The organism is Bordetella genomosp. 6, from assembly GCF_002119705.1.
Lineage (GTDB): Bacteria > Pseudomonadota > Gammaproteobacteria > Burkholderiales > Burkholderiaceae_B > Bordetella > Bordetella bronchiseptica_F.
The window spans coordinates 258,571-279,698 of record NZ_CP021107.1 but is presented as its reverse complement, the minus strand read 5'-3'; the positions used below and the strand labels follow the sequence as shown (position 1 = coordinate 279,698).

21 protein-coding genes are annotated in these 21,128 nt (G+C 70.1%); 19 read left to right on the top strand and 2 right to left on the bottom strand.

The features are described 5' to 3' along the window. The first annotated feature begins 39 nt into the window (after positions 1-39). Positions 40-1,017: a tripartite tricarboxylate transporter substrate binding protein gene (locus CAL11_RS01335; protein WP_086091925.1), complete on the top strand. Its 978-nt coding sequence runs from the start codon at positions 40-42 to the stop codon at positions 1,015-1,017. A 7-nt stretch (positions 1,018-1,024) separates the two neighbouring features. Beyond that, positions 1,025-2,173 carry a CoA transferase gene (locus CAL11_RS01330; RefSeq protein WP_086091924.1) on the top strand — a complete coding sequence of 383 codons (1,149 nt, stop codon included), beginning with the start codon at positions 1,025-1,027 and terminating at the stop codon, positions 2,171-2,173. Here the strand turns inward: CAL11_RS01330 and CAL11_RS01325 are convergent. Beyond that, on the bottom strand, positions 2,170-3,060 hold the full coding sequence (locus CAL11_RS01325; RefSeq protein WP_086091923.1) for a LysR family transcriptional regulator: 891 nt from the start codon (positions 3,058-3,060) through the stop codon (positions 2,170-2,172). The genes CAL11_RS01330 and CAL11_RS01325 overlap by 4 nt on opposite strands. Positions 3,061-3,265: 205 nt before the next feature. Between CAL11_RS01325 and CAL11_RS01320 the strand changes: the two genes are divergently transcribed. After that, complete coding sequence (locus tag CAL11_RS01320; RefSeq protein WP_086091922.1) at positions 3,266-4,213, top strand: dihydrodipicolinate synthase family protein; 948 nt, start codon at positions 3,266-3,268, stop codon at positions 4,211-4,213. A 10-nt stretch (positions 4,214-4,223) separates the two neighbouring features. Here the strand turns inward: CAL11_RS01320 and CAL11_RS01315 are convergent, their stop codons facing one another. Beyond that, entirely contained in the window at positions 4,224-4,907 is a 684-nt protein-coding gene (locus CAL11_RS01315) for a GntR family transcriptional regulator (RefSeq protein ID WP_086091921.1), read from the bottom strand. A 214-nt stretch (positions 4,908-5,121) separates the two neighbouring features. Here CAL11_RS01315 and CAL11_RS01310 point away from each other — a divergent pair, with 214 nt between their 5' ends. The 16 genes from CAL11_RS01310 (at position 5,122) to CAL11_RS01235 (ending at position 21,117) form a co-directional block, all read left to right on the top strand. Continuing rightward, the gene (locus tag CAL11_RS01310; RefSeq protein WP_086091920.1) at positions 5,122-6,351 is read left to right on the top strand and encodes a pyridoxal phosphate-dependent aminotransferase; all 1,230 of its coding nucleotides are present in this window, start codon (positions 5,122-5,124) and stop codon (positions 6,349-6,351) included. Continuing rightward, positions 6,348-7,073 (top strand): 5-oxoprolinase subunit PxpB, encoded by a 726-nt coding sequence (gene pxpB, locus CAL11_RS01305; RefSeq protein ID WP_086091919.1) that lies wholly within the window; start codon positions 6,348-6,350, stop codon positions 7,071-7,073. The genes CAL11_RS01310 and pxpB overlap by 4 nt, the downstream gene beginning before the upstream one ends. After that, a complete protein-coding gene (locus CAL11_RS01300; RefSeq protein WP_086091918.1) occupies positions 7,070-8,071 on the top strand; it encodes a biotin-dependent carboxyltransferase family protein in 1,002 nt (333 codons plus the stop codon). The genes pxpB and CAL11_RS01300 overlap by 4 nt, the downstream gene beginning before the upstream one ends. Positions 8,072-8,109: 38 nt before the next feature. Further along, positions 8,110-8,862: a LamB/YcsF family protein gene (locus CAL11_RS01295; RefSeq protein ID WP_086091917.1), complete on the top strand. Its 753-nt coding sequence runs from the start codon at positions 8,110-8,112 to the stop codon at positions 8,860-8,862. A gap of 65 nt (positions 8,863-8,927) precedes the next feature. After that, the gene (locus CAL11_RS01290; RefSeq protein ID WP_086091916.1) at positions 8,928-10,535 is read left to right on the top strand and encodes an ABC transporter substrate-binding protein; all 1,608 of its coding nucleotides are present in this window, start codon (positions 8,928-8,930) and stop codon (positions 10,533-10,535) included. A gap of 64 nt (positions 10,536-10,599) precedes the next feature. After that, entirely contained in the window at positions 10,600-11,586 is a 987-nt protein-coding gene (locus CAL11_RS01285) for an ABC transporter permease (RefSeq protein ID WP_086091915.1), read from the top strand. 3 nt (positions 11,587-11,589) lie between these two features. After that, positions 11,590-12,429, top strand: a complete 840-nt coding sequence (locus tag CAL11_RS01280; RefSeq protein WP_086091914.1) for an ABC transporter permease — start codon at positions 11,590-11,592, stop codon at positions 12,427-12,429. A 4-nt stretch (positions 12,430-12,433) separates the two neighbouring features. Next, positions 12,434-14,125 carry an ABC transporter ATP-binding protein gene (locus CAL11_RS01275; RefSeq protein ID WP_086094490.1) on the top strand — a complete coding sequence of 564 codons (1,692 nt, stop codon included), beginning with the start codon at positions 12,434-12,436 and terminating at the stop codon, positions 14,123-14,125. Then, positions 14,119-15,441, top strand: coding sequence for a Zn-dependent hydrolase (locus CAL11_RS01270; RefSeq protein ID WP_086091913.1), 1,323 nt, complete (start codon positions 14,119-14,121; stop codon positions 15,439-15,441). Before CAL11_RS01275 ends, CAL11_RS01270 begins: the two co-directional genes overlap by 7 nt. Continuing rightward, positions 15,426-16,415 carry a hydroxyacid dehydrogenase gene (locus tag CAL11_RS01265; protein ID WP_086091912.1) on the top strand — a complete coding sequence of 330 codons (990 nt, stop codon included), beginning with the start codon at positions 15,426-15,428 and terminating at the stop codon, positions 16,413-16,415. Before CAL11_RS01270 ends, CAL11_RS01265 begins: the two co-directional genes overlap by 16 nt. 2 nt (positions 16,416-16,417) lie before the next feature. Next, positions 16,418-17,221, top strand: coding sequence for an N-formylglutamate deformylase (gene hutG / locus CAL11_RS01260; protein ID WP_086091911.1), 804 nt, complete (start codon positions 16,418-16,420; stop codon positions 17,219-17,221). Positions 17,222-17,237: 16 nt separating this feature from the next. Next, positions 17,238-17,651 carry an acetyl-CoA carboxylase biotin carboxyl carrier protein subunit gene (locus CAL11_RS01255; RefSeq protein ID WP_086091910.1) on the top strand — a complete coding sequence of 138 codons (414 nt, stop codon included), beginning with the start codon at positions 17,238-17,240 and terminating at the stop codon, positions 17,649-17,651. Beyond that, the gene (locus CAL11_RS01250; protein ID WP_086091909.1) at positions 17,648-18,094 is read left to right on the top strand and encodes an acetyl-CoA carboxylase biotin carboxyl carrier protein; all 447 of its coding nucleotides are present in this window, start codon (positions 17,648-17,650) and stop codon (positions 18,092-18,094) included. The genes CAL11_RS01255 and CAL11_RS01250 overlap by 4 nt, the downstream gene beginning before the upstream one ends. Further along, positions 18,084-19,448, top strand: a complete 1,365-nt coding sequence (gene accC, locus CAL11_RS01245; protein ID WP_086091908.1) for an acetyl-CoA carboxylase biotin carboxylase subunit — start codon at positions 18,084-18,086, stop codon at positions 19,446-19,448. Before CAL11_RS01250 ends, accC begins: the two co-directional genes overlap by 11 nt. Positions 19,449-19,494: 46 nt before the next feature. After that, positions 19,495-20,718 (top strand): pyridoxal phosphate-dependent aminotransferase, encoded by a 1,224-nt coding sequence (locus CAL11_RS01240; RefSeq protein ID WP_086091907.1) that lies wholly within the window; start codon positions 19,495-19,497, stop codon positions 20,716-20,718. Positions 20,719-20,733: 15 nt separating this feature from the next. Further along, positions 20,734-21,117, top strand: coding sequence for a RidA family protein (locus CAL11_RS01235; RefSeq protein WP_033467750.1), 384 nt, complete (start codon positions 20,734-20,736; stop codon positions 21,115-21,117). Positions 21,118-21,128: the final 11 nt, after the last annotated feature.

Genomic DNA, 21,128 nt, shown 5'->3' with positions numbered 1-21,128 from the left:
TTTCGCGCCGCCCGGCCGGACACAACGAGGAGACACATCATGCACGGCAAGAATGCATTGCGGGCCCTGCTGGCGGGCCTGGCGCTGGCGCTGGGCGCCACGGCGGCCAGCGCCGCCCCCTATCCGGAACGGCCGGTGCGGCTGATCGCCCCCATCGCGGTGGGCGGGCTGACCGACACGCTGGCGCGCCTGGTGGCCAGTGGTCTGGCCGACCAGCTGGGCCAGCCGGTCATCGTCGAGAACAAGCCTGGCGCCGGCGGCATCATCGGCATGGAAGCGGCCGCTCAGGCCGCCCCGGACGGCTACACGCTGATCCTGGTCTACCAAGGCGTGGCGGCGGTCAACGCCAGCCTGTACAAGAACCTGCCCTACGACACCCGGCGCGACTTCGCGCCGGTCGCCGGGCTGGGCAATTTCCCGCTGGTGCTGGTCGCCAGCCCCGCGTCCGGCATCCGGTCGGTCGAGGCGTTGCTCGAGCGCGCCGGCGCGCAGGCCAAGGCGCCCAGCTATGCATCGGCCGGCAACGCGACCACCTCGCACCTGACCATGGAGTTGTTCAAGAACGCCTCGGGCCTGCAGGCCCTGCACGTGCCCTACAAGGGCGAAGGGCCGGCCAACACCGACGTGGCCGGCGGACAGGTGGACATCGCGTTCTCGTCGCTGGCCTCGGTGGCGCCGCTGGTCAAGTCGGGCCGCCTGGTGGCCCTGGGCATCAGCACGCCCGAGCGCTCGGCCGTGCTGCCCGACGTGCCCACGATCGCGCAAGCCGGCGTGGCGGGTTTCGAGGCGGTGGGCTGGTACGGCCTGCTGGCGCCGGCCGGCACGCCGGCCGATGTCGTCGCCCGGCTGTCCGACACCGTGGCGGCCGTGCTCGACCAGCCGGCCACCCGCGCCAAACTGCAAGCGCTGGGCGTGACCGCGCGCGCCACGCCCGCCGCCGACTTCGGCCGGCAGATCGACGCTGAAACGGAAAAATGGCGCGCGGTCATCCAGACTGCCGGCATCACGCTGGACTGAGGCCCTTATGCTCAATCAGGCATTGGCGGGCATCACCGTACTGGACTTCAGCCAGGGCATCGCCGGCCCGCATGGCGCCTGCCTGCTGGGCGAGATGGGCGCCGAGGTCATCAAGATCGAACCGCCGGCCGGCGACTGGCTGCGCGGCCTGGGACACCGCCAGGGCGGCACCAGCGTACTGTTCGGCTATTTCAACCGCGGCAAGGCGGGCGTTGCGCTCGACCTGAAGGATCCCGCGCAACGGCGCCAGGCGCTGGCGCTGATCGACAAGGCCGACGTGCTGATAGAAAGCAACCGGCCCGGCGTCATGGCGCGGCTGGGCCTGGGCTACGAGCAGGTGCGCCAGCGCAATCCCGGCCTGGTGTATATCTCGGTCACCGGTTTCGGCCAGGAAGGCCCGCACCGCGACCTGCCCGCCACCGACGCCGCCATGCAGGCCTACAGCGGATTTTCGTTCGGCGCGGGCGATATGCGCGATCCGGTGCGCGTGCGCGTGTCGGTGGTCGACATCGTGACCGGCGTCTATGTCAGCAACGCCGCGCTGGCCGCGCTCATGGCGCGCCACGGCAACCGGGGGCAAGGCCAGTACATCGACCTCAGCCTCATGCACGGCATCAGCGCCGTGCAGGGCGCCAAGTACGCCGAGCATGCCGCCACCCGCGGCGTGATCAGCCGCGAACTCTACGCGGCCATCGGCATCTATCCGACCCGCGACGGCCACATCGCCCTCAGCGCCATGCGCGATCAACAGGTCACCGACTTCATCAGCCTGGCCGGCCGCGCCGACCTGCTGGCCGACCCGCGCTACGCCACGCAGCAGGCGCGCTACGAGAACCAGGACGAACTGCGCGCGCTGATCGCCGTCGAACTGGCCAGGCAGCCCACCGCGCACTGGATCGAGGCCGCGCGGCGCATCGACCTGATCTGCCAGCCGGTGCAAACCTACGATCAATTCCGCCAGGACCCGCAGGCGCGGACCTACGAAATCTTCCAGGACATGGACCTGGGCTATGACATGCCGCTGCCGGCGGTACGCATGCCGGGCATGACCGCCGCCCAGGCCAGCCTGCGGCCGCCGCCGCGCCTGGGCGCCGACACCGCGTCGGTGCTGCGGCGCTACGGCGCGAGCCCGCCCGCCGCCGGCGCCGCGCCCTAGGCGCGGCGCATGACGCGCCTGAGGGTCTCGACGAACGATTGCATCAGGTGCGAGACCGGCTCCTCGCGCAGCCTGAGGAGGTAGGCCGTCAACGGCGCCATGTCCCGCACCGGCCGCGTCACGAAGCCGGCCCCGGGCCAGCTGCGCGCCGAGAACTCGTCCACCAGCGCCACCCCGGCGCCGGCCTGGACCAGCGCGCAGGCATTCTGCGGCGACCCGACTTCGATCACCGGACGGGCCGCCACCGACTGCGCGTCGAACCACGACTGCAGTTTCTGGCCGAATGCCGAACCGCGCTCATAGGCCACCAGCGGATACGGCGTCAGCGCCTCGGCGCCGACCGGCTCCTGTCCGGCCAGCGGATGGCCGGGCGGGCAGATCAGCACCATCCGGGCCGCGCCGATTTCCTCCTGCTCGAGATTGGGATGGCCGGCCGGCAGGATGGTCAGCGCCAGGTCCGCCTGGCGCTTGAGCAGGCGTTCGGTCAGCGGCGCCTGGGTCAGGTGGCGGAAGCTGAGCTTGACCTGCGGATGCGCCTGGCGGTACTGCGCGATCGCGGCGGGAATGAGCATCTGGCCCAGGCTGGGGCTGGCCACCAGGTTCAGGATGCCCTCCTGATGCTCGAACAGGTCGCGCGCCATGTCGTTGACGCGCTGCACGCCGGCATACACGGTCTCGACTTCGTGGAACAGCTTGCGCGCCTCCAGCGTGGCGTACAGCCGGCCACGGATGCGCTCGAACAGCGCGAAGCCGATGCGCTGCTCCATGTGCGACAGCAACCGGCTGACGGCCGGCTGCGACACGAACAGGAGTTCGGACGCGCCGCGGATCGAGCCGGTGATCATGACGGCCCGGAACACCTCGATCTGGCGCAGGTTCAGTTTCATGGCGAAAGGCGTGACTGGCATTGAAGGTTAATGGCTGCCCGGCTTTCTGGCAGCCTCCACCAGAGTAGCGACGGGAAATGCTTAACGCATTGTTAAGGGGACCGGTCGATTTGGCAATGGCCGCCGCGGCGTGGGCGGCCAATAATCCGGCCATGGACCGCCGCGCGTGCGCACCAGGCGCGGCTTCACTCGACAGGAGACAGCCATGCAAGCCAGCCACGGCGCGCGCATCAACGAACAGACCTCGGGCGTGTACGTCATCGCCGCCACGCCCTTCGCCGACGACGGCGAACTCGACCTCGCGAGCATCGACAGCCTGACCGATTTCTACCTGGACAAGGACGTGGCCGGACTGACCATCCTCGGCATGATGGGCGAAGCATCCAAGCTGACCGAAGCCGAGACCGCCACCGTCATGACCCGCATCCTCAAGCGCGTGGACGGCCGGGTGCCGGTGGTGGTGGGCGTGAGCCATCCGTCGAACCGCCACCTGGAGCGCCTGGCGCGCCAGGCCATGGACCTGGGCGCCGCGGGCGTCATGGTGGCGCCGGCGGCCGGGCGGCACACCGACGACCAGGTCTACGGCTACTACGCCGCGGTGGCCGAGCGCCTGGGCGCCGGCATCCCCATCTGCCTGCAGGACTTCCCGCAATCGACCGGCGTGCATACCTCGGTGGCCGTCATCCACCGCCTGGTCGACGATTTCCCGCAGGTCGTCATGCTCAAGCACGAAGACTTCCCCGGCATGCGCAAGCTGAGCCAGGTGCGCGCCCGCGGCCAGGCCGAGGGGCGGCGCCGGATCAGCATCCTGGTGGGCAACGGCGGCCTGTTCCTGCCGCAGGAAATGCTGCGCGGCGCCGACGGCGCCATGACCGGCTTCGCCTATCCGGAAATGCTGGTGCAGGTGTGCCGGCTGTTCGCGGCGGGCAAGGCCGAGGCCGCCGAGGATTTGTTCAATCTCTACCTGCCGTTGCTGCGCCACGAGTTCCAGTACGGCATCGGCCTGGCCCTGCGCAAGGAAACGCTGCGCCGGCGCGGCGCCATCCGCAGCGCCTATGTGCGCCAGCCGGGGCCGGCGCTGGACGCCGTCGACCACGCCGAACTGGGCCGGCTGATCGCGCGCCTGGAAGCGCAACTGGGGCGGGCCGCCTAAGCCGACGCCCTCAGTAGCTGCCCGACAGTTTGTCGATGATGGACTGTCGGATATTGTCGATGTGGCGGGTGGTCTCGGCCGAGGCGGCCTGGGCGTCGCCGCGCGCCAGCGCGTCGATCATGGCCATGTGCTCGCCACAGACCGGCTCCATGCGGCGCTCCAGGCGCTTGAGCGAGAACATGCGGGTCTTCTGCCGCAGGTTGGCGATCATGCTGGCCATCAGCTCGTTGCCGCAGTATTCGGAAATCAGCCCGTGCAGCTCGGCGTCCAGGATCTGGTGCAGCGGGTCGGCCGAGTCATCCTGCAGCATCAGCGCCTCGATGCGCGCACGCAGGTCCGCCAGCTGGGCCATCGGCACCTTGCCGGCCGCCCGCCCGGCCGCGTCGGCCTCCAGCAGGCGACGTATATAGAGGGTTTCCATCAGTTCCTGCAAGGTCACCTGGCGCACGAACAGCCGGTTGTTCGACTTGCGCTCCAGCATCTGCTCGCCTTCCAGGCGGTGCATGGCCTCGCGCAGCGGCGTGCGCGACACCCCCAGGCGCTGGGCCAGGGCCCGCTCCTGCACTTGTTCTCCCTGCTTGAGCTCGCGCGACAGGATCAGGTCGACCAGGGCGTCGTAGGCCTGGTTGGCCAGCCCGCGCCCGCCGCTTTCGGTCTCCTGCCCGGATATTTCGATGGGTTGTCCCGTGTTCATGAATTCTGTTTTTGCCTGTTCGAAAGGTGCAGTTTGGCACAGGTTCAGCGCGCCATTCCGCCGCGCGGCACTATTCCACCCCCCGTTTTCGACGTCAATCGGAGCACGTCTCCCCTATGGTCGATCGTGTGTATATTAGTGGTATACCTTATGTACGCATTCTAACCAAAACGCCAGAATGGCGTCTCCCATCCCGGATTTCCCCTTGAACCCGATGTCCCGCGCCGACCTAGATACCCGTCTTTCCGACCGCCTCGCCGCCTCCCGCCCCTCCGCCACCGGGGCCGTCAGCGAACTGGCCCGCCGCCTGGCGGCCGAGGGCCGCTCCGTCATCAGCCTCAGCGAGGGCGAGCTGGACTTCGACACGCCCGCCCACATCCAGCAGGCGGCCATCGACGCCATCAAAGGGGGACAGACCCGTTACACCAGCGTGGGCGGCACGCCGGCCCTGAAGGCGGCGATCGCGCGCAAATTCGCCCGCGACCACCAGCTCGAATACGCGCCGGCCGAGCTCATCGCCGCCACGGGCGCCAAGCAGATCCTCTTCAACGCCCTGCTGGCCACCATCGACCCCGGCGACGAAGCCCTGGTGGTGGCGCCGTTCTGGGTGTCCTATACGGAAATGGCGCGCATCGCCGGCGGCACGCCGGTCGTGATCACCCCCGATGCCGCCAACCAGTTCAAGCTGACGCCCGAACTGCTGGCCGCCCACATCACGCCGCGCACGCGCTGGCTGATCCTCAACGGGCCGTGCAACCCATCCGGCGCGCTGTACAGCCGCGAGGAACTGGCGGCCCTGGCCGAGGTGGTGCGCCAGCATCCGCGCCTGCTGGTCATGTCGGACGATATCTATGAACAACTGGTGTACGAAGGCAAGTTCACCTCCTTCGTCGAGGCGGCGCCGGACATGCGCGAGCGCACGCTGACCATCAACGGCGTATCCAAGACCTACGCCATGACCGGCTGGCGCCTGGGCTACGCCGGCGGGCCGGCGTGGCTGATCAAGGCGCTGGAACTGCTGCAGTCGCAAAGCACCAGCAATCCCAGCTCGATCAGCCAGGCGGCGGCCGCCGCCGCGCTCGACGGCCCGCAGGATTTCCTGCGGGACTGGCGCGCCAGCCTGAGCAGCCGCCGCGACATGGCGCTGTCGGTGCTGCGGGACGCCGCGCCGGTGATGACATTCACCCGTCCGCCGGCCGCCTTCTATCTGTTCGCCGATTGCAGCCACGCCATCGGCATGCTCACGCCCAAGGGCGAGCGCATCGGCGACGATGCGGATTTCGCGCGCTACCTGCTGGAAGAAGCGGGCGTGGCGGCGGTGCCGGGCAGCGCGTTCGGGCTGGCTCCCTACCTGCGCCTGACATTCTGCGTGGCCGAGGCGCGCCTGCGGCAGGCCTGCGAGCGCATCGTCGCGGCCTGCGCCCAGCTGGCCCGTCCAGCATGACTGCCGCCACCGCATCGCGCCCGGCCCGGATCGAACCGGTGGGCGAGCGCTGCGTGCTGATCCGCCTGGGCGAGGGCGTGGACGCCGGCATCAGCCGTACCGTCCACGCGGTCACGGCCCTGCTCGACGCCCATCGGCCGGCGTCCGTGGTCGAGGTCGTGCCCGCCTTCAACAGCGTGGCGGTGCATTACCGCCCGACGGCCTACCCGCGCGAGCTCGGCCTGCCCAGCGCGCAACTGACGCGCGAACTGCAGGCCCTGCTGCGCCACGACCTGCCCGAGCTGGAAGGCGAGAGCCGCGTGGTCGAGATCCCCGCCTGCTACGGCGGCGAGTTCGGGCCCGACCTGGAGGACGTGGCGCGCCAGTGCGGCCTGGGCGTCGAAGAAACCATCGCCCTGCACAGCGGCACGCCGCAGACGCTCTACGCCTTTTTCTTCTCGCCCGGCAATCCCTTCGCCGGACCGCTGGATCCGCGCCTGAACGTCAAGCGCCGCGGCTCGCCGCGCACGCGGGTCGAGGCGGGCTCGGTCGCCATCGCCAACGGCCTGTCGTCGATCTACCAAAGCGCCTCGCCGGGCGGCTGGAATGTGATCGCGCGCACCCCCTGGAACCTGTTCGACGTGCGCCAGCAGCCCCCAACCCGCCTGCGCCTGGGCGACCAGCTGCGCTTCAAGCCCATTACGCCGGAAGAATTCCACGAGCTGCTGGAGCCGCGCCCATGAACACAATGGCCGTGCAACGCCCCGGCATGCTCAGCACGCTGCAGGACACCGGACGCTACGGACACCAGCAATACGGGGTGTCGGTCAATGGCCCGATGGATGAGTGGTCGCACCGCGTGGCCAACGCGCTGGTGGGCAACCCCGAGGACGCCGCCGTCCTGGAATGCACGCTGAACGGGCCGCGCCTGGCGTTCGCCGAGCACACGCTGATCGCCCTGTGCGGCGCCCGCATGCGCGTGACCGCCGACGGCCAGCCGGTGCCGTACGACCGCGCGGTGCTGCTGCGCCGCGGCGTGGTGCTGGACGTGGGCGAGCGCATCGCCGGCGCGCGCCTGTACATCGCCGTGCGCGGCGGCCTGGCGCCCGAGCCCGTGCTGGGCAGCCGCAGCACCAATATCCGCGCCGGCTTCGGCGGCCATGCCGGGCGCGCCCTGCGGCGCGGCGACCGCGTGCCGGTGGGCGCGCAGGCGCGCGGCGAGCCCTTGCTGCCGATCGAACGCCTGATGGTGCAGAGCGCCCTGCCCATGCTGCAGGCCCGCTCCGTCGATATCGCGCCGCCGGCGCCGCCCGCCGGATTGCTGCGCATCGTGGCCGGGCCGCACTGGCCGGCGTTCACCGGGCAGGCGCACGAGCATCTCGCGAACCAGGCCTATGAGGTCACGCCGCAGTCCGACCGCATGGGCCTGCGCCTGCGCGGCCCCGCCCTGGAACTGGCGCAGCCGCTGGAGCTGGTGTCCGAGGCCACGACCTTCGGCACCGTGCAGGTGCCGCCCGACGGCCAGCCCATCGTGCTCATGGCCGACCGCCAGAGCGCCGGCGGCTATCCCAAGATCGCCTACGTCGCCAGCGCGGACCTGCCGGCGCTGGCGCAGGCCATGCCGGGCGAGGCATTGCGCTTTGCCCTCGTCACACAAGCCGAGGCCGAACACGCCTGGCTCGATTCCGAAGACCGGCTGGAGGCGATCCGCGCGCAGGCCGCGCGGGCGCTGCGGCCCTGACCACCATCCGACAGCCTCATCCGCCTGGAGAACGCGACATGCCTTCCATCGATATCAACTGTGACATGGGCGAGAGTTTCGGCCCGTGGGTCATGGGGCAGGACACCGAGCTGATGCCCCACATCACGTCCGCCAACATCGCCTGCGGCTTTCATGCCGGCGACCCCGACGTCATGCTGGCCACGGTACGCGCGGCCATCGCCGCCGACGTGGCGATCGGCGCCCACCCCGGCCTGCCGGACCTGCAGGGGTTCGGCCGCCGCGTGATGGCGGTCACGCCGGACGAGGTCTACGCCCTGACGGTGTACCAGGTCGGCGCGCTGCAGGCCATGGCCCGCTCGCAAGGCGGCCGCCTGCACCACGTCAAGACGCACGGCGCGCTCTACACCCTGACCGCGCGCGACCCGGCGCTGGCCGACGCGGTCGCGCGCGCCGTGGCCGACGTGGACCCCGCGCTGCCCATCTACGTCGCCAATGCCGCGATCGCGCAGGCCACGCGCGAGCGCGGCCTGCGCGCCGTGTACGAAGTCTATGCCGACCGTTCTTACCAGGACGACGGCACGCTGACGCCGCGCTCGCAACCCCACGCCATGATCGAAGACGTCGACCAGGCCATCGCCCAGGTCAAGCGCATGGTCAAGGACGGCGTGGTGCGCGCGCTCTCGGGCAAGGATGTACCCATTACCGCCGACACGCTCTGCATCCATGGCGACCAGCCCGGCGCCGCGCTGTTCGCGCGCCGCATCCGCGCCGCCCTGGAGGCCGAAGGCATAGAAATCCGCACAGTCTGACCCAGCCGTTCTCAAGACAAGAAAGCCGTCCCGCTGCTCAACGCTACTCTCAAGGAGTGACTTGCATGCTCTCTGCTACGCCTTCCGCCACCACGGCCCCCTGCCGTCGCCGCGGCCGCCTGTCCACCCTCGCGCTGGCCGCCATGCTGGCCATCGCGGGCTCCTCGACCGCCCTCGCCCAGACCCGCGGCGGCACGCTGCGCGCCATCGTGCAGCCCGAACCGCCCACGCTGATGCTGGGGCTGAACCAGCAGATCCCCACCCAGTACGTCGCCGGCAAGATCTATGAAAGCCTGCTGACCTGGACCACCGACCTCAAGCCGCAACCCGGCCTGGCGCGCGCCTGGAAGGTCTCGGACGACGGCAAGACCTATACCTTCGACCTGCAGCAGGGCGTGACCTGGCACGACGGCAAGCCGTTCGGCGCCGACGACGTCGTGTTCAGCATCGACAAGTTCCTGCGCGCGGTGCATCCGCGCGCCCGCGTCATCATCGACCAGTTCGTCGACACCGTCACGGCAACCGCACCCGACCAGGTGCAGATCACGCTGAAGTCGCCCTTCCCGCCGTTCCTGAAGGCCTTCGTCAGCGACAACATGCCCATCGTTCCCAAGCACCTGTACGACGGCACGGACTACGCCAGCAACCCGGCCAACCAGAAACCGATCGGCACCGGCCCCTTCATGTTCAAGGAATGGCGCCGCGGCTCGGTCATCGAACTGGAGCGCAACCCCAACTACTGGCAACAGGGCAAGCCGTACCTGGACCGCATCGTGTTCAGCGTGATCCCCGACTCGGCATCGCGCGCCGTGGCGTTCGAGCGCGGCGACGTGCAGGTACTGCGCAGCGGCGACGTCGACAGCGTCGACGTCAAGCGCCTGAAGGCGCTGCCCAACGTGGACTACACCACCAGCGGCTGGGAGATCTTCTCGCAGCAGGCGTACCTGCAGATGAACCAGCGCAAGCCGCCGTTCGACAACGTCAAGGTGCGCCAGGCGGTGATGCACGCGCTGAACCGCAAGTTCATCGTCGACAACATCTTCTTCGGCCTGGGCAAGGTCGCCACCGGCCCGATCTCCTCGACCACGCCCTTCTACAGCGCCGACGTGCCGAAGTACGACTATGACCTGAAGAAGGCGCGCGCGCTGATCAAGGAATCCGGCGTCGACCTGTCCAAGACGCCGGTCAAGATCCTGGCCTATCCGTACGGCGCCACCTGGGACCGCCTGGGCGAGTACACCAAGCAGGCCCTGCAGCAGATCGGCTTCGACGTCGAGATGGACGCCGCCGACGCCGGCACCTGGTCCAAGCGCGTCTCCGACGCCGATTTCGACCTGACCTTCAGCTTCACGTCGCAGTACGGCGACCCGGCGCTGGGCGTGTCGCGCCTGTACGTGGCGCGCAACATCGTCAAGGGCTCGGCCTTCGTCAACAACCAGGGCTACAGGAACGCCGAAGCCGACGCGCTTTGGGACGAGGCGGCCACCGCCACCTCCGACGAGCAGCGCGCCGCGGCCTACGCCAAGCTGCAGAAGATCCTGGTCGACGAGGTGGCCAACGGCTACCTGTTCGAGATCGAGAATCCCACGCTGTCCCGATCCAACGTGCACAACCTGGTGACCACGGCCATCGGCCTGAACGACACCTTCGCCAACGTGTACATCGATAAGTAAGACGCATGCCGCCGGGGCCCGCCCCGGCGGCGGCCCCGCCTTGTCCCGCTTTGGAGCCGACTCTTTGAAGACCCTGTCGTATTTTGCCTCGCGGCTGAGTAAAGCCGTGCTCGTCGTGCTCGGCGTCGTAATCCTGAATTTCCTGTTGATCCGCATGGCGCCGGGCGACCCCGCCGCCGTGCTGGCCGGCGAGGCGGGCTCTTCCGACCCCGCCTACGTGGAGCAGTTGCGGCGCGAGTTCGGCCTGGACCAGCCCGTGTACGTGCAGCTGGGCACCTACCTCAAAGGCATCGTCCAGCTCGACCTGGGCTATTCGTACCGCGAACGCCTGCCCGTGCTGGACCTGATCCTGGACCGCCTGCCCGCCACCTTGCTGCTGATGGTGTGCGCCTTCATCTTCTCCGTCACGCTGGGCATATTGACCGGCGTGATCGCCGCGCGCGCCCGCTACGAGGGCAAGCGGAAATGGCTCGACAGCGCCATCATGAGCGGCGCGCTATTGATCTACGCCACGCCGCAGTTCTGGCTGGCGCTGCTGGCGGTGATCTTCTTCTCGCTGACCCTGGGATGGTTGCCGCCCTTCGGCATGGAGACCGTGGGCTCGACGCTTACCGGCTGGGCGCGGGTCGGCGACATCGCCCAGCACCTGATCCTGCCTACCGTTTCGCTGGGGTGCTTCTTCATGGCGATCTACGCCCGCCTGACACGCGCCTCGATGCTGGAAGTGCTGGGCATGGACTTCATCAAGACCGCGCGCGCCAAGGGCGTGCCGGTGCCGCAGATCATCCGCCGCCACGCGCTGCGCAACGCGCTGCTGCCGGTCATCACCTTCGCGGGCATCCAGCTTGGCCAGATGGCGGGCGGCGCGGTGCTCACCGAAACGGTGTTCGGCTGGCCCGGCATCGGCCGCCTGATGTTCGACGCCCTGGTGCAACGCGACTACCAGCTGCTGCTGGGCGTGTTCCTGATCACCTCGACCATGGTGGTGGTCTTCAACCTGATCACCGACCTGATCTACCGATTCATCGACCCCCGCATCCAGGGAAGCTGATCCATGAAAGCCTTTTTGAAAAGATTCTGCGCCAACCGCGGCGCGGCGGCCGGCCTCGCCGTCCTGCTGGCCGTGATCGCGGCCGGCGCGCTGGCGCCCCTGCTGTACGAGGAGTCCCCGTGGATGATGGTGGGCCCGCCGCTGCTGGCGCCTTTCAGCGACCCCGCCTTCCCGCTGGGCACCGACATGCTGGGCCGCGACATCGCCGCCGGCCTGATCTACGGCGCGCGCGTCTCGCTGCTGATCGGCGTGATCTCCACCGCCGTGGCCGTGTTCATCGGCATCCTGGTGGGCGCGCTCAGCGGCTACTTCGGCGGCCGGCTGGACGATTTCCTGATGCGCATGACGGAGTTCTTCCAGACCATTCCGCAACTGGCCATGGCCATGGTGCTGGTGGCGATCTTCAAGCCCAACCTGGTGTCCATCGTCGGCGCCATCGCCATGGTGTCGTGGCCGCCGGTGGCGCGCCTGGTCCGCTCGGAGTTCATGACGCTGCGCACCCGCGAGTTCGTGCAGGCCGCGGTGGTGATCGGCCAACGTCCCGGCCGCATCATCCTCACGCAGATCCTGCCCAACGCCGCCTCGCCCATCATCGTCACGGCCTCGCTGATGACCGCCACCTCGATCCTGACCGAGTCGGCGCTGTCCTTCCTGGGGCTGGGCGACCGCAACCTGATGAGCTGGGGCTTCATGATCGGCGCGGCCCGCACGATGCTGCGCGAAGCGCCCATGATGAGCATGTGGCCGGGGTTGGCCATCATGCTGACCGTACTGGCCATCAACCTGATCGGCGAAGGCCTGAACGACGCCCTCAACCCGCAACTTCGCAAGCGTGGAGCATGACCCCGTGACAGCCACCAATACAGCCTCGTCCGCCGCGCCGCTGCTTTCCATCCGGGACCTCAGCATCGCGCTGCCCGCCGGCGGCGACCGGCCCTACGCGGTGCGCAATATCTCGTTCGATATCAACGCGGGGGAAATCCTCTGCATCGTCGGCGAGTCCGGTTCGGGCAAATCCATGAGCGCCAACGCCATCATGGGCCTGCTGCCGCACTACCTGCGTCCCGAGGGCGGGCGCATCCTGTTCGACGGCCGCGACCTGCTCTCGCTGGACGAATCCACGCTGCGCGGCATGCGCGGGCGCGACATGGCCATGATCTTCCAGGAACCGCTGTCGGCGCTGAACCCGCTGCTGACCGTCGGCGAGCAGATCGAGGAAGTCATGCGCGTGCACAACGCCTATCCGGAGCAGGAGCGCGCGCAGCGCGTGCTCGACGTGCTGGAGTTCGTCGGCCTGCCCGAGCCCCGGCTGATCCGCCACGCCTGGCCTTTCCGCCTGTCCGGCGGCCAGCGCCAGCGCGTCATGATCGCCATGGCGCTGGTGCTCGAGCCCCGGCTGCTGATCGCCGACGAGCCCACCACCGCGCTGGACGTCACGACCCAGGCGCAGATTCTCGAACTGATCGCCCGCATCCAGCGCCAGAAAGGCATGGGCGTGATGTTCGTCACCCACGACTTCGGCGTGGTGGCCGAGATCGCCGACCGCGTGGCGGTGATGGAAAAGGGCATCCTGGTCGAAGAAGGCACCGCGGACCAGGTGCTCAACCGGCCGCGCCACCCCTACACGCAGCGGCTGATCGCCGCGGTGCCCACCCAGCGCACCGGCGGCGACGCAGGCCAGGCCGAAGCGTTCAGCCCGGTGCTGCACGTGCGCAACCTGAAGAAAACCTACGCCGCCGCCGGCGGGCTGTTCCACAAGAAACGCGTCGTGCATGCCGTCGATGACGTCAGCTTCACCGTGGGGCGCGGCCAGACGGTCGGCATCGTGGGCGAATCGGGCTCGGGCAAATCCACCATCGGCAAGTGCCTGCTCAAGCTGATCGATATCGACGGCGGCCAGATGCTGTTCGAAGGCCAGGACATCGCGCCCCTGACCGAGGCGCAGTTCCGGCCGCAGCGGCGCAAGGTCCAGATGATCTTCCAGGATCCGTTCGCCTCGCTCAACCCGCGCCATACGGTGGGCCGCATCCTGTGCGACGGCCCCATGGCGGGCGGCGCGTCGCGCCGGCAGGCCGAGACGCGCGCGCGCGAATTGCTCACGCTGGTCGAACTGGACCCGTCCGCCTTCGACCGCTATCCCGGCGAATTCTCTGGCGGCCAGCGCCAGCGCATCGGCATCGCGCGCGCGCTGGCCATGGACCCGCAGCTCATCGTGGCCGACGAATCGGTCTCGGCGCTGGACGTATCGGTGCAGGCCCAGGTGCTCAAGCTGCTGCGCGAAGTCCAGCAGCGCCTGCAGCTGGCGCTCATCTTCATCACGCACGACCTGCGCGTGGCTTCGCAGATCTGCGACCACCTGCTGGTCATGCATCGCGGCAAGGTGGTCGAGCAGGGGCCGCCCACGCAGATCTTCGACAATCCGCAGGATCCCTATACGCGCCAGCTGATCGCCGCCATGCCCGGGCGCGACTGGGACCCCGCCGCCGCCGCGCTCGCGCCGGCCGCCGACGCACCCGCCCCGTGCCCGCAACCATGCTGATCGAACCCGACATCGACCTGGCCGAGACGCTGTTCGCGCGCCTGCGCGCGCAGGGCAGCGATGGCGTGGGCATCACGCGCGACACCTACGGCGCGGGCGAGCAGCGCGCCCATGACCTGGTCGCCGCCACCGCGCGCGAGCTGGGCCTGGAGGTCGCGCGCGACGCCGCGCTCAACCTGTATGTCACCCTGCCCGGCGAGCGCCGCGACGAACCCGTCGTCATGACCGGCTCGCACCTGGATTCGGTGCCGCGCGGCGGCAACTACGACGGCGCCGCCGGCGTGGTGGCCGGCATGGCCGTGCTGGCCGGCTGGGTCCGCGCCGGCGCGCGGCCCCGCCGCGACGTGGTGGTGATGGGCATCCGGGCCGAGGAAAGCGCCTGGTTTCCGGTTTCGTACGTCGGCAGCAAGGCGGCCTTCGGCCTGCTCGACGCCCAGGCCCTGCAATGCCGCCGCGCCGATACGCAGCGCACCCTGGCCGAGCACATCGCCGAGCACGGCGGGCAGCCCGAACAAGTGGCTGGCGGCCAGGCCCGGCTGCGCGCGCAGGCCATCGACAGCTTCCTCGAACTGCACATCGAGCAGGGCCCCGTGCTGATCGAGGGCGGCCACGCGCTGGGCATCGTGACCGGCATCTGCGGCAGCCGGCGCTATCGGCACGCGCGCGTGGCCGGCCGCTACGCGCACTCGGGCGCCACCCCGCGCGCCCACCGCCAGGACGCCGTGGTGGCGCTGGCGGCGCTCATCGACCGCCTGCAACAGGTCTGGCGCCAGATGGAGGCCGACGGCCACGAGCTGACCCTGACCTTCGGCCAGGTCTATACCGACGCCCGGCAGGCCGACTTCAGCAAAGTGCCCGGCCTGGCCAGCTTCTCGGTCGATATCCGTTCGCGCAGCGTCGAAACCCTGCGCCGCATGGACGCGCACATCCAGGAAACCGCCCGCGGAATCGAGCACAGCCATGGCGTGCGCTTCGACTGGGGGCCGGTCTCCGGCAGCCAGGCCGCCGTCATGGACGCGACGCTGCGCCAGGCCCTGGACGAGGCGGCGCGCGCCATCGGCGTCGCGCCGCGCGCGCTGCCCAGCGGCGCCGGCCACGACTCGGCCATGTTCGCCAACCAGGGCATTCCCACCGCCATGCTGTTCGTGCGCAACGCGCACGGCAGCCACAACCCCGAAGAGGCCATGGACATGGCCGATTTCGCCGCCGGCACGCGCACGCTGGGCCGCGTACTCGCCGCCCGCGCCGGGCTGGCCGGCGCGCCCGCCGATGCCCGCGGCAACACAGGAGACTCCCCTTCATGCCAACCTGCGTAATCGCCCAACCCGTACACCCCGTGGGGCCGCAGCTGCTGCGCGCCGCGGGCATCACGGTCGTCGAACCGGCCAGCCCCGGCCTGGACGCCCTGCGCCAGGTCATCGCCGGCGCCGACGCGGTGCTGGTGCGCGACCAGTTGCCGGCCGACCTGATCGACATGGCGCCGCGGCTGAGCGTGATCGCCAACCATGGCACCGGCACCGACAAGATCGCCGTGGCGCATGCCGATGCGCTGGGGATCCCGGTGGTCTATACGCCGGACGCCAACGTGCGCTCGGTGGCCGAGCACGCGCTCATGCTGATGCTGGTCACCGCGCGCCAGGCCGTGCAGGCCGACGCCGCCACCCGCAAGGGCCACTGGGGGTTCAAGTACGAGCAACCCATGTATTCGCTGTACGGCAAGACCCTGGGCGTCGTCGGCCTGGGCCGCACTGGCCGCCTGCTGTGCGAGATGGCCGTGCCGGCCCTGGGCATGCAGGCGCTGGTCTGGTCGCCCAGCCTGCCGGCCGGCGAGGCGCTGCCGCCCGGCGCGCGACGCGTCGACACCCTGCGGGAACTGCTGCGCGAAGCCGACGTGGTGTCGCTGCACCGCCCGCTGCGCCCGGACACGCGCCATACGCTGGACGCCGCCACCCTGGCCTGCATGAAGCCCGGCGCCCTCGTCATCAATACCTCGCGCGGCGGCCTCATCGACGAGGCGGCCCTGGCCGATGCGCTGCGCGACGGCCGCCTGGCCGGCGCCGGCCTGGACGTGTTCGAGACCGAGCCGCTGCCGGCCGGTTCGCGCGTGGCCGGCCTGCCCAACGCGGTGCTGACGCCGCACGTGGCCGGCTCGACCCAGGAGGCCTTGCACGCCACCGCCAGCCAGTGCGCCGAACAGATCATCGCGGTGCTGGCCGGCCGCCGGCCGCCGCACCTGGTCAAGCCTTCCGTCTGGGAGCGCCGCCGCGCGCCCGTCACCCCGGAGCAATAGCCATGAATCCTCCCATCGTCACGCTCGAATCGGGCACCATTCCCCTGCTCGTCTCCATTCCGCACGGCGGCGAATGCCTGCCCGAGGAATTCGCCCGCCGCATGACGCCGGCGGCGCGCAAGATCGCCGACACCGACTGGCACCTGTCGCGCCTGTACGACTTCGCGCGCGCCATGGGCGCCTCGATACTGCGCGCCAACTACTCGCGCTACGTCATCGACGTCAACCGCCCCAGCGATGGCGCCGCCCTGTATCCGGGCCAGACCACCACCACGCTGTGCCCGGTCACCAGTTTTCACGACGAGCCGCTGTACCTCGACCCGGCCGACCAGCCCGACGCCGCCGAGACCGCGCGGCGCGTCGACACGTACTGGCGTCCCTACCACGACGCCATGCGGGCGGAGCTGGACCGCATGCGCGGCCTGCATCCGCATGTGCTGCTGTGGGAAGCGCATTCGATCGCCAGCGTGCTGCCCTATCTGTTCGAGGGCCGGCTGCCCGACCTCAATATCGGCACCTTCAGCGGCGCGGCCTGCGCGCCGGCCCTGCGCAAGGCCGCGATCGCCGTGGCTGGCGCAAGCCCCTTCGACTGGGTGGTCGACGACCGCTTCAAGGGCGGCTACATCACCCGCCACTATGGCCAGCCAGGCCAGGGCGTGCACGCGGTGCAGCTGGAGATGACCCAGCGCCTGTACATGGACGAGACCGAACCGTTCGCCTACCGCGCAGACCTGGCCGAGCGCGTGCTGCCCACGCTGCGCGACATGGTGGCCAGCACGCTGGCCGCGCTGGCGCAGGTCCGCTGACCGGAGCGCGACGACGATGGACCTGGAAGAAATCCGCGCCTACGCGCGCCAGCTGCGCCGCCACGGCGTCGACGCCCTGGAACTGCGGGAAGACGACCGCTTGCTGCACATCCGCGTGGAACGCCAGCCGGCCGCCGCGCCGCCGGACCAACCCGCCGCGGCCGGCGCGCCCGACGCCGGCCTGGTCACGATACGCTCGGCGGGCCTGGGCCTGTTCCAGCCCGCCGGCCCCGAGACCGGGCAGGCCGCCGTCGCGCCCGGCGCCGCGGTGCGGCGGGGCCAGTTGCTGGCCCGGCTCGAACTGGAGCCGGGCGCCACGGAAGTCGCCGCACCCGCCGACGGCGTGATCGTCGCCGTACTGGCCGATGCCGGCCAGCGTGTCGATTACGGCATGCCCCTGTTCCACTTGCAGCCCACGGGTGAGTCATGAGCGAGAAATCCCGCCTGGTCCACGACCTGATCGTCCTGGCCGCCGAAGAACGCATCGCCGAACTCGTGGTCAGCGAGGCCGGCCGCACCATCCGCGTGCTGCGCGACGCCACGCCCGGCCAGCCGCCCGCCGACGAATCGGCGCCGGCCGGCAGCCCGGCGCAGCCCAGCCCGGCCGCCGCCGGCGAGTACACCATCACCGCGCCGCTGACCGGCACGTTCTACCGCGCCGCGCGGCCCGGCGCGCAGCCCCTGGCTGCGCCCGGCGACCGCCTGGCCGCGCACGCCCCGGCATGCGTGATCGAAGCCATGAAGATGATGACCGAAGTCAGCGTCGAGCGCGCCGGCGCCGTGCTGCGCGTGCTGTGCGAAGACGGCCAGGCCGTCGAACAGGGCCAGCCCTTGCTGGTCATCCAACCCGACGAGCCGCGCCATGTTCCGTAAAGTCCTCATCAGCAACCGCGGCGAGATCGCCCAGCGCATCCAGCGCGCCTGCCATCAGCTCGGCATCCAGACCGTGGTGGTGTACTCCGAGGCCGACCGCGATGCCGCCTATGTACGCCACGCCGACGACGCGCTGTGCATCGGGCCGGCGCCGTCGGCGCGCAGCTACCTGCAGGCGTCGGCCATCATCGGCGCCGCGCGCCTTACCGGCGCCGACGCCATCCATCCCGGCTACGGCTTCCTGAGCGAGAACGCCGCTTTCGCCGAGGCCGTGGACGCCGCCGGGCTGGCCTTCATCGGGCCGACGGCGGCCGCCATCCGCACCATGGGCGACAAGGTCCAGGCCAAGCGGGCCATGCAGCAGTCCGGCGTGCCCTGCGTGCCGGGTTCGGAAGGCGTACTGCCCGACGACCCCGACGCCATCGCCGCACAGGCGCGCGCCATCGGCTTTCCGTTGATCGTCAAGGCGGCCGGCGGCGGCGGCGGACGCGGCATGCGGGTGGTTGAGCACGAAGCCGCGCTGCACGGCGCGGTGCAGACCACGCGCGCCGAGGCGCTGGCCGCCTTCGGCAATCCCGATCTCTACATGGAGCGCTTCCTGCAGCGTCCGCGCCACATCGAGATCCAGGTGCTGGCCGACCATCACGGCAACGCCGTCTGGCTGGGCGAGCGCGATTGCTCGATGCAGCGCCGCCACCAGAAGATCCTCGAAGAATCGCCCGCGCCGGGGCTGGACCCCGCCGCCGTCGAGGCGATCGGACAGCGCTGCGCCCACGCCTGCCGCGCAATCGGCTATCGTGGCGCGGGCACTTTCGAATTCCTGTACGAGGACGGCCAGTTCTATTTCATCGAAATGAATACGCGGCTGCAAGTGGAACATCCCATCACCGAGCTGACCACCGGCATCGACATCGTGCAGGCGCAGATCCGCATCGCCGCCGGCGAGCCGCTGCCGTGGACCCAGGAGCAGGTGCGCCGCAGCGGCCACGCCATCGAATGCCGCATCAATGCCGAGAACCCCGCCACCTTCATGCCTTCGCCGGGCCGCATCGCCCAATGGCAACCGCCCGGCGGGCCGGGCGTGCGCGTCGATTCGCACGCCTACGCCGGCTACGTGGTGCCGGCACACTACGACTCGATGATAGGCAAGTTCATCGCCTTCGGCGACGATCGCGAACAGGCCCTGGCGCGCATGCGCGTGGCCCTGCGCGAGGCGGTCGTCGAAGGCATAGACACCAATATTCCCCTGCACCGGGACTTGCTGGCCGACCCGGTGTTCTGCGAGGGCGGCGCCGGCATCCACTACCTGGAAGACTGGATCGCCAGCCGGCAACGGCAAGGCGGCACGGTCTGAGCACAACGCTTCGTGGCACCGCCACACCACTGACAAAGGAACCCACATGACCCCGATCGAAGCCAAGTTCGCCCGCCTGTCCACCGACCACGCGCCCGGCCAGGAAGTGCGCCAGGGCAACGCCGGCCTCGAGGGCCTGCTGCGCGGCGACACCCTGCCCGGCACCCCGGTCGACTTCTCCCACGGCGACGTCAACACCAGCGCCTTCGCCCCCACACCCGGCTCGCTGCAGCAATTCGTCCAAGGCGTCGAGCGCGGCGGCGAACAGGCCTATACCGAATACCGCGGCGCCGCCGAACTGCGCGAACGCGTGGCCGCCCACCTGGCCCAGTTCACCGGCGCGCCCGTCAGCGGCGCCAACGAACTGATCATCACCCCGGGCACCCAGGGCGCCCTGTTCCTGGCCATCGCCTCCTCGGTCACCGCCGGCGACAAGGTCGCCATCGTGCGCCCGGACTACTTCGCCAACCGCAAACTGGTCGAATTCCTCGGCGGCGAAATCGTCCCCGTCGACATGCGCCACCTCGAACGCGACAGCGGCGCCGGACTGGACCTCGACCAGCTCGAAGCCGCCTTCAAGGCCGGCGTGCGCACCTTCCTGTTCTCCAACCCCAACAACCCCGCCGGCGTGGTCTACTCGCCCGAGGAAATCGCCCGGATCGCCGACCTCGCCCGCCGCTACGACGCCACCCTCATCGTCGACCAGCTCTACTCGCGCCTGCTCTACGCCGGCACCCGCTACACCCACCTGCGCGCCCTGCCCCAGGCCCCGGCCAACGTCATCACCATCATGGGACCATCCAAGACCGAATCGCTCAGCGGCTACCGCCTGGGCGTGGCCTTCGGCCCCGCACACCTGATCGACCGCATGGAAAAACTGCAGGCCATCGTCTCGCTGCGCGCCCCCGGCTACTGCCAGGCAGTGCTGCGAACCTGGTTCGAGGAGCCCGCCGGCTGGATGGACGAACGCATCGCCGCCCACCAGGCCATCCGCGACGACCTGATCCGCGTCCTGCGCGGCGTGCCCGGCGTGGCCGTGCGCGCGCCCGAGGCCGGCAGCTACCTGTTCCCCCGCCTGCCCGCGCTGGCCGTATCGCTGCACGATTTCGTGCGCATCCTGCGCGCCCAGGCCGGCGTCACCGTCACCCCGGGCACCGAATTCAGCCCCCACGCCGACGACAGCATCCGCCTGAACTTCTCGCAGAACCACGCCGCCGCCGTGCAGGCCATCGAGCGCACCGCGCAACTCATCGAGCGCTACCGCGCCTGACCCGGGAGGACATCCATGACGATCCAAGCCTACGCCAGCGACCTGACGCCGCCGCCGGCGGGCACCTACAGCGTGGCCGTGCGGGCGGGCAACCTCGTGTTCCTGGCCGGACAGACCCCGCGCGACCGCGACAACGTGCGCCATGGCGACAAGCCCTTCGCCGACCAGGCCCGCATGGCGCTGGACAACCTCGAAGCCGCGGCCAACGCGGCCGGGCTGTCGCTCAAGCATGCCGTGCGGGTCGGCGTATTCCTGACCGACCCGGCCGACGCAAAGGCCTTCGACGCGATCTACGCCGGCTACGTCGGTTCGCCCCCGCCGGCCCGCACCCTGACGCAGTCCAACCTGCCCGGCTTCGCCATCGAAGTCGACGCGGTGCTGCTGGCGCCCGACGCCTAGCCGCGCCCGCG

What these genes read in the sequence shown, in the direction of transcription:
- hutG (WP_086091911.1), top strand. Translation starts at nt 16,418, where the DNA reads ATGAATCCTCCCATCGTCACGCTCGAATCGGGCACCATTCCCCTGCTC.
- CAL11_RS01235 (WP_033467750.1), top strand. Translation starts at nt 20,734, where the DNA reads ATGACGATCCAAGCCTACGCCAGCGACCTGACGCCGCCGCCGGCGGGC.
- CAL11_RS01295 (WP_086091917.1), top strand. Translation starts at nt 8,110, where the DNA reads ATGCCTTCCATCGATATCAACTGTGACATGGGCGAGAGTTTCGGCCCG.
- CAL11_RS01280 (WP_086091914.1), top strand. Translation starts at nt 11,590, where the DNA reads ATGAAAGCCTTTTTGAAAAGATTCTGCGCCAACCGCGGCGCGGCGGCC.
- CAL11_RS01325 (WP_086091923.1), bottom strand. Translation starts at nt 3,060, where the DNA reads ATGAAACTGAACCTGCGCCAGATCGAGGTGTTCCGGGCCGTCATGATC.
- CAL11_RS01320 (WP_086091922.1), top strand. Translation starts at nt 3,266, where the DNA reads ATGCAAGCCAGCCACGGCGCGCGCATCAACGAACAGACCTCGGGCGTG.
- CAL11_RS01335 (WP_086091925.1), top strand. Translation starts at nt 40, where the DNA reads ATGCACGGCAAGAATGCATTGCGGGCCCTGCTGGCGGGCCTGGCGCTG.
- CAL11_RS01310 (WP_086091920.1), top strand. Translation starts at nt 5,122, where the DNA reads ATGTCCCGCGCCGACCTAGATACCCGTCTTTCCGACCGCCTCGCCGCC.
- CAL11_RS01270 (WP_086091913.1), top strand. Translation starts at nt 14,119, where the DNA reads ATGCTGATCGAACCCGACATCGACCTGGCCGAGACGCTGTTCGCGCGC.
- CAL11_RS01240 (WP_086091907.1), top strand. Translation starts at nt 19,495, where the DNA reads ATGACCCCGATCGAAGCCAAGTTCGCCCGCCTGTCCACCGACCACGCG.
- CAL11_RS01315 (WP_086091921.1), bottom strand. Translation starts at nt 4,907, where the DNA reads ATGAACACGGGACAACCCATCGAAATATCCGGGCAGGAGACCGAAAGC.
- pxpB (WP_086091919.1), top strand. Translation starts at nt 6,348, where the DNA reads ATGACTGCCGCCACCGCATCGCGCCCGGCCCGGATCGAACCGGTGGGC.
- CAL11_RS01265 (WP_086091912.1), top strand. Translation starts at nt 15,426, where the DNA reads ATGCCAACCTGCGTAATCGCCCAACCCGTACACCCCGTGGGGCCGCAG.
- CAL11_RS01300 (WP_086091918.1), top strand. Translation starts at nt 7,070, where the DNA reads ATGAACACAATGGCCGTGCAACGCCCCGGCATGCTCAGCACGCTGCAG.
- CAL11_RS01330 (WP_086091924.1), top strand. Translation starts at nt 1,025, where the DNA reads ATGCTCAATCAGGCATTGGCGGGCATCACCGTACTGGACTTCAGCCAG.
- CAL11_RS01255 (WP_086091910.1), top strand. Translation starts at nt 17,238, where the DNA reads ATGGACCTGGAAGAAATCCGCGCCTACGCGCGCCAGCTGCGCCGCCAC.
- CAL11_RS01290 (WP_086091916.1), top strand. Translation starts at nt 8,928, where the DNA reads ATGCTCTCTGCTACGCCTTCCGCCACCACGGCCCCCTGCCGTCGCCGC.
- CAL11_RS01250 (WP_086091909.1), top strand. Translation starts at nt 17,648, where the DNA reads ATGAGCGAGAAATCCCGCCTGGTCCACGACCTGATCGTCCTGGCCGCC.
- accC (WP_086091908.1), top strand. Translation starts at nt 18,084, where the DNA reads ATGTTCCGTAAAGTCCTCATCAGCAACCGCGGCGAGATCGCCCAGCGC.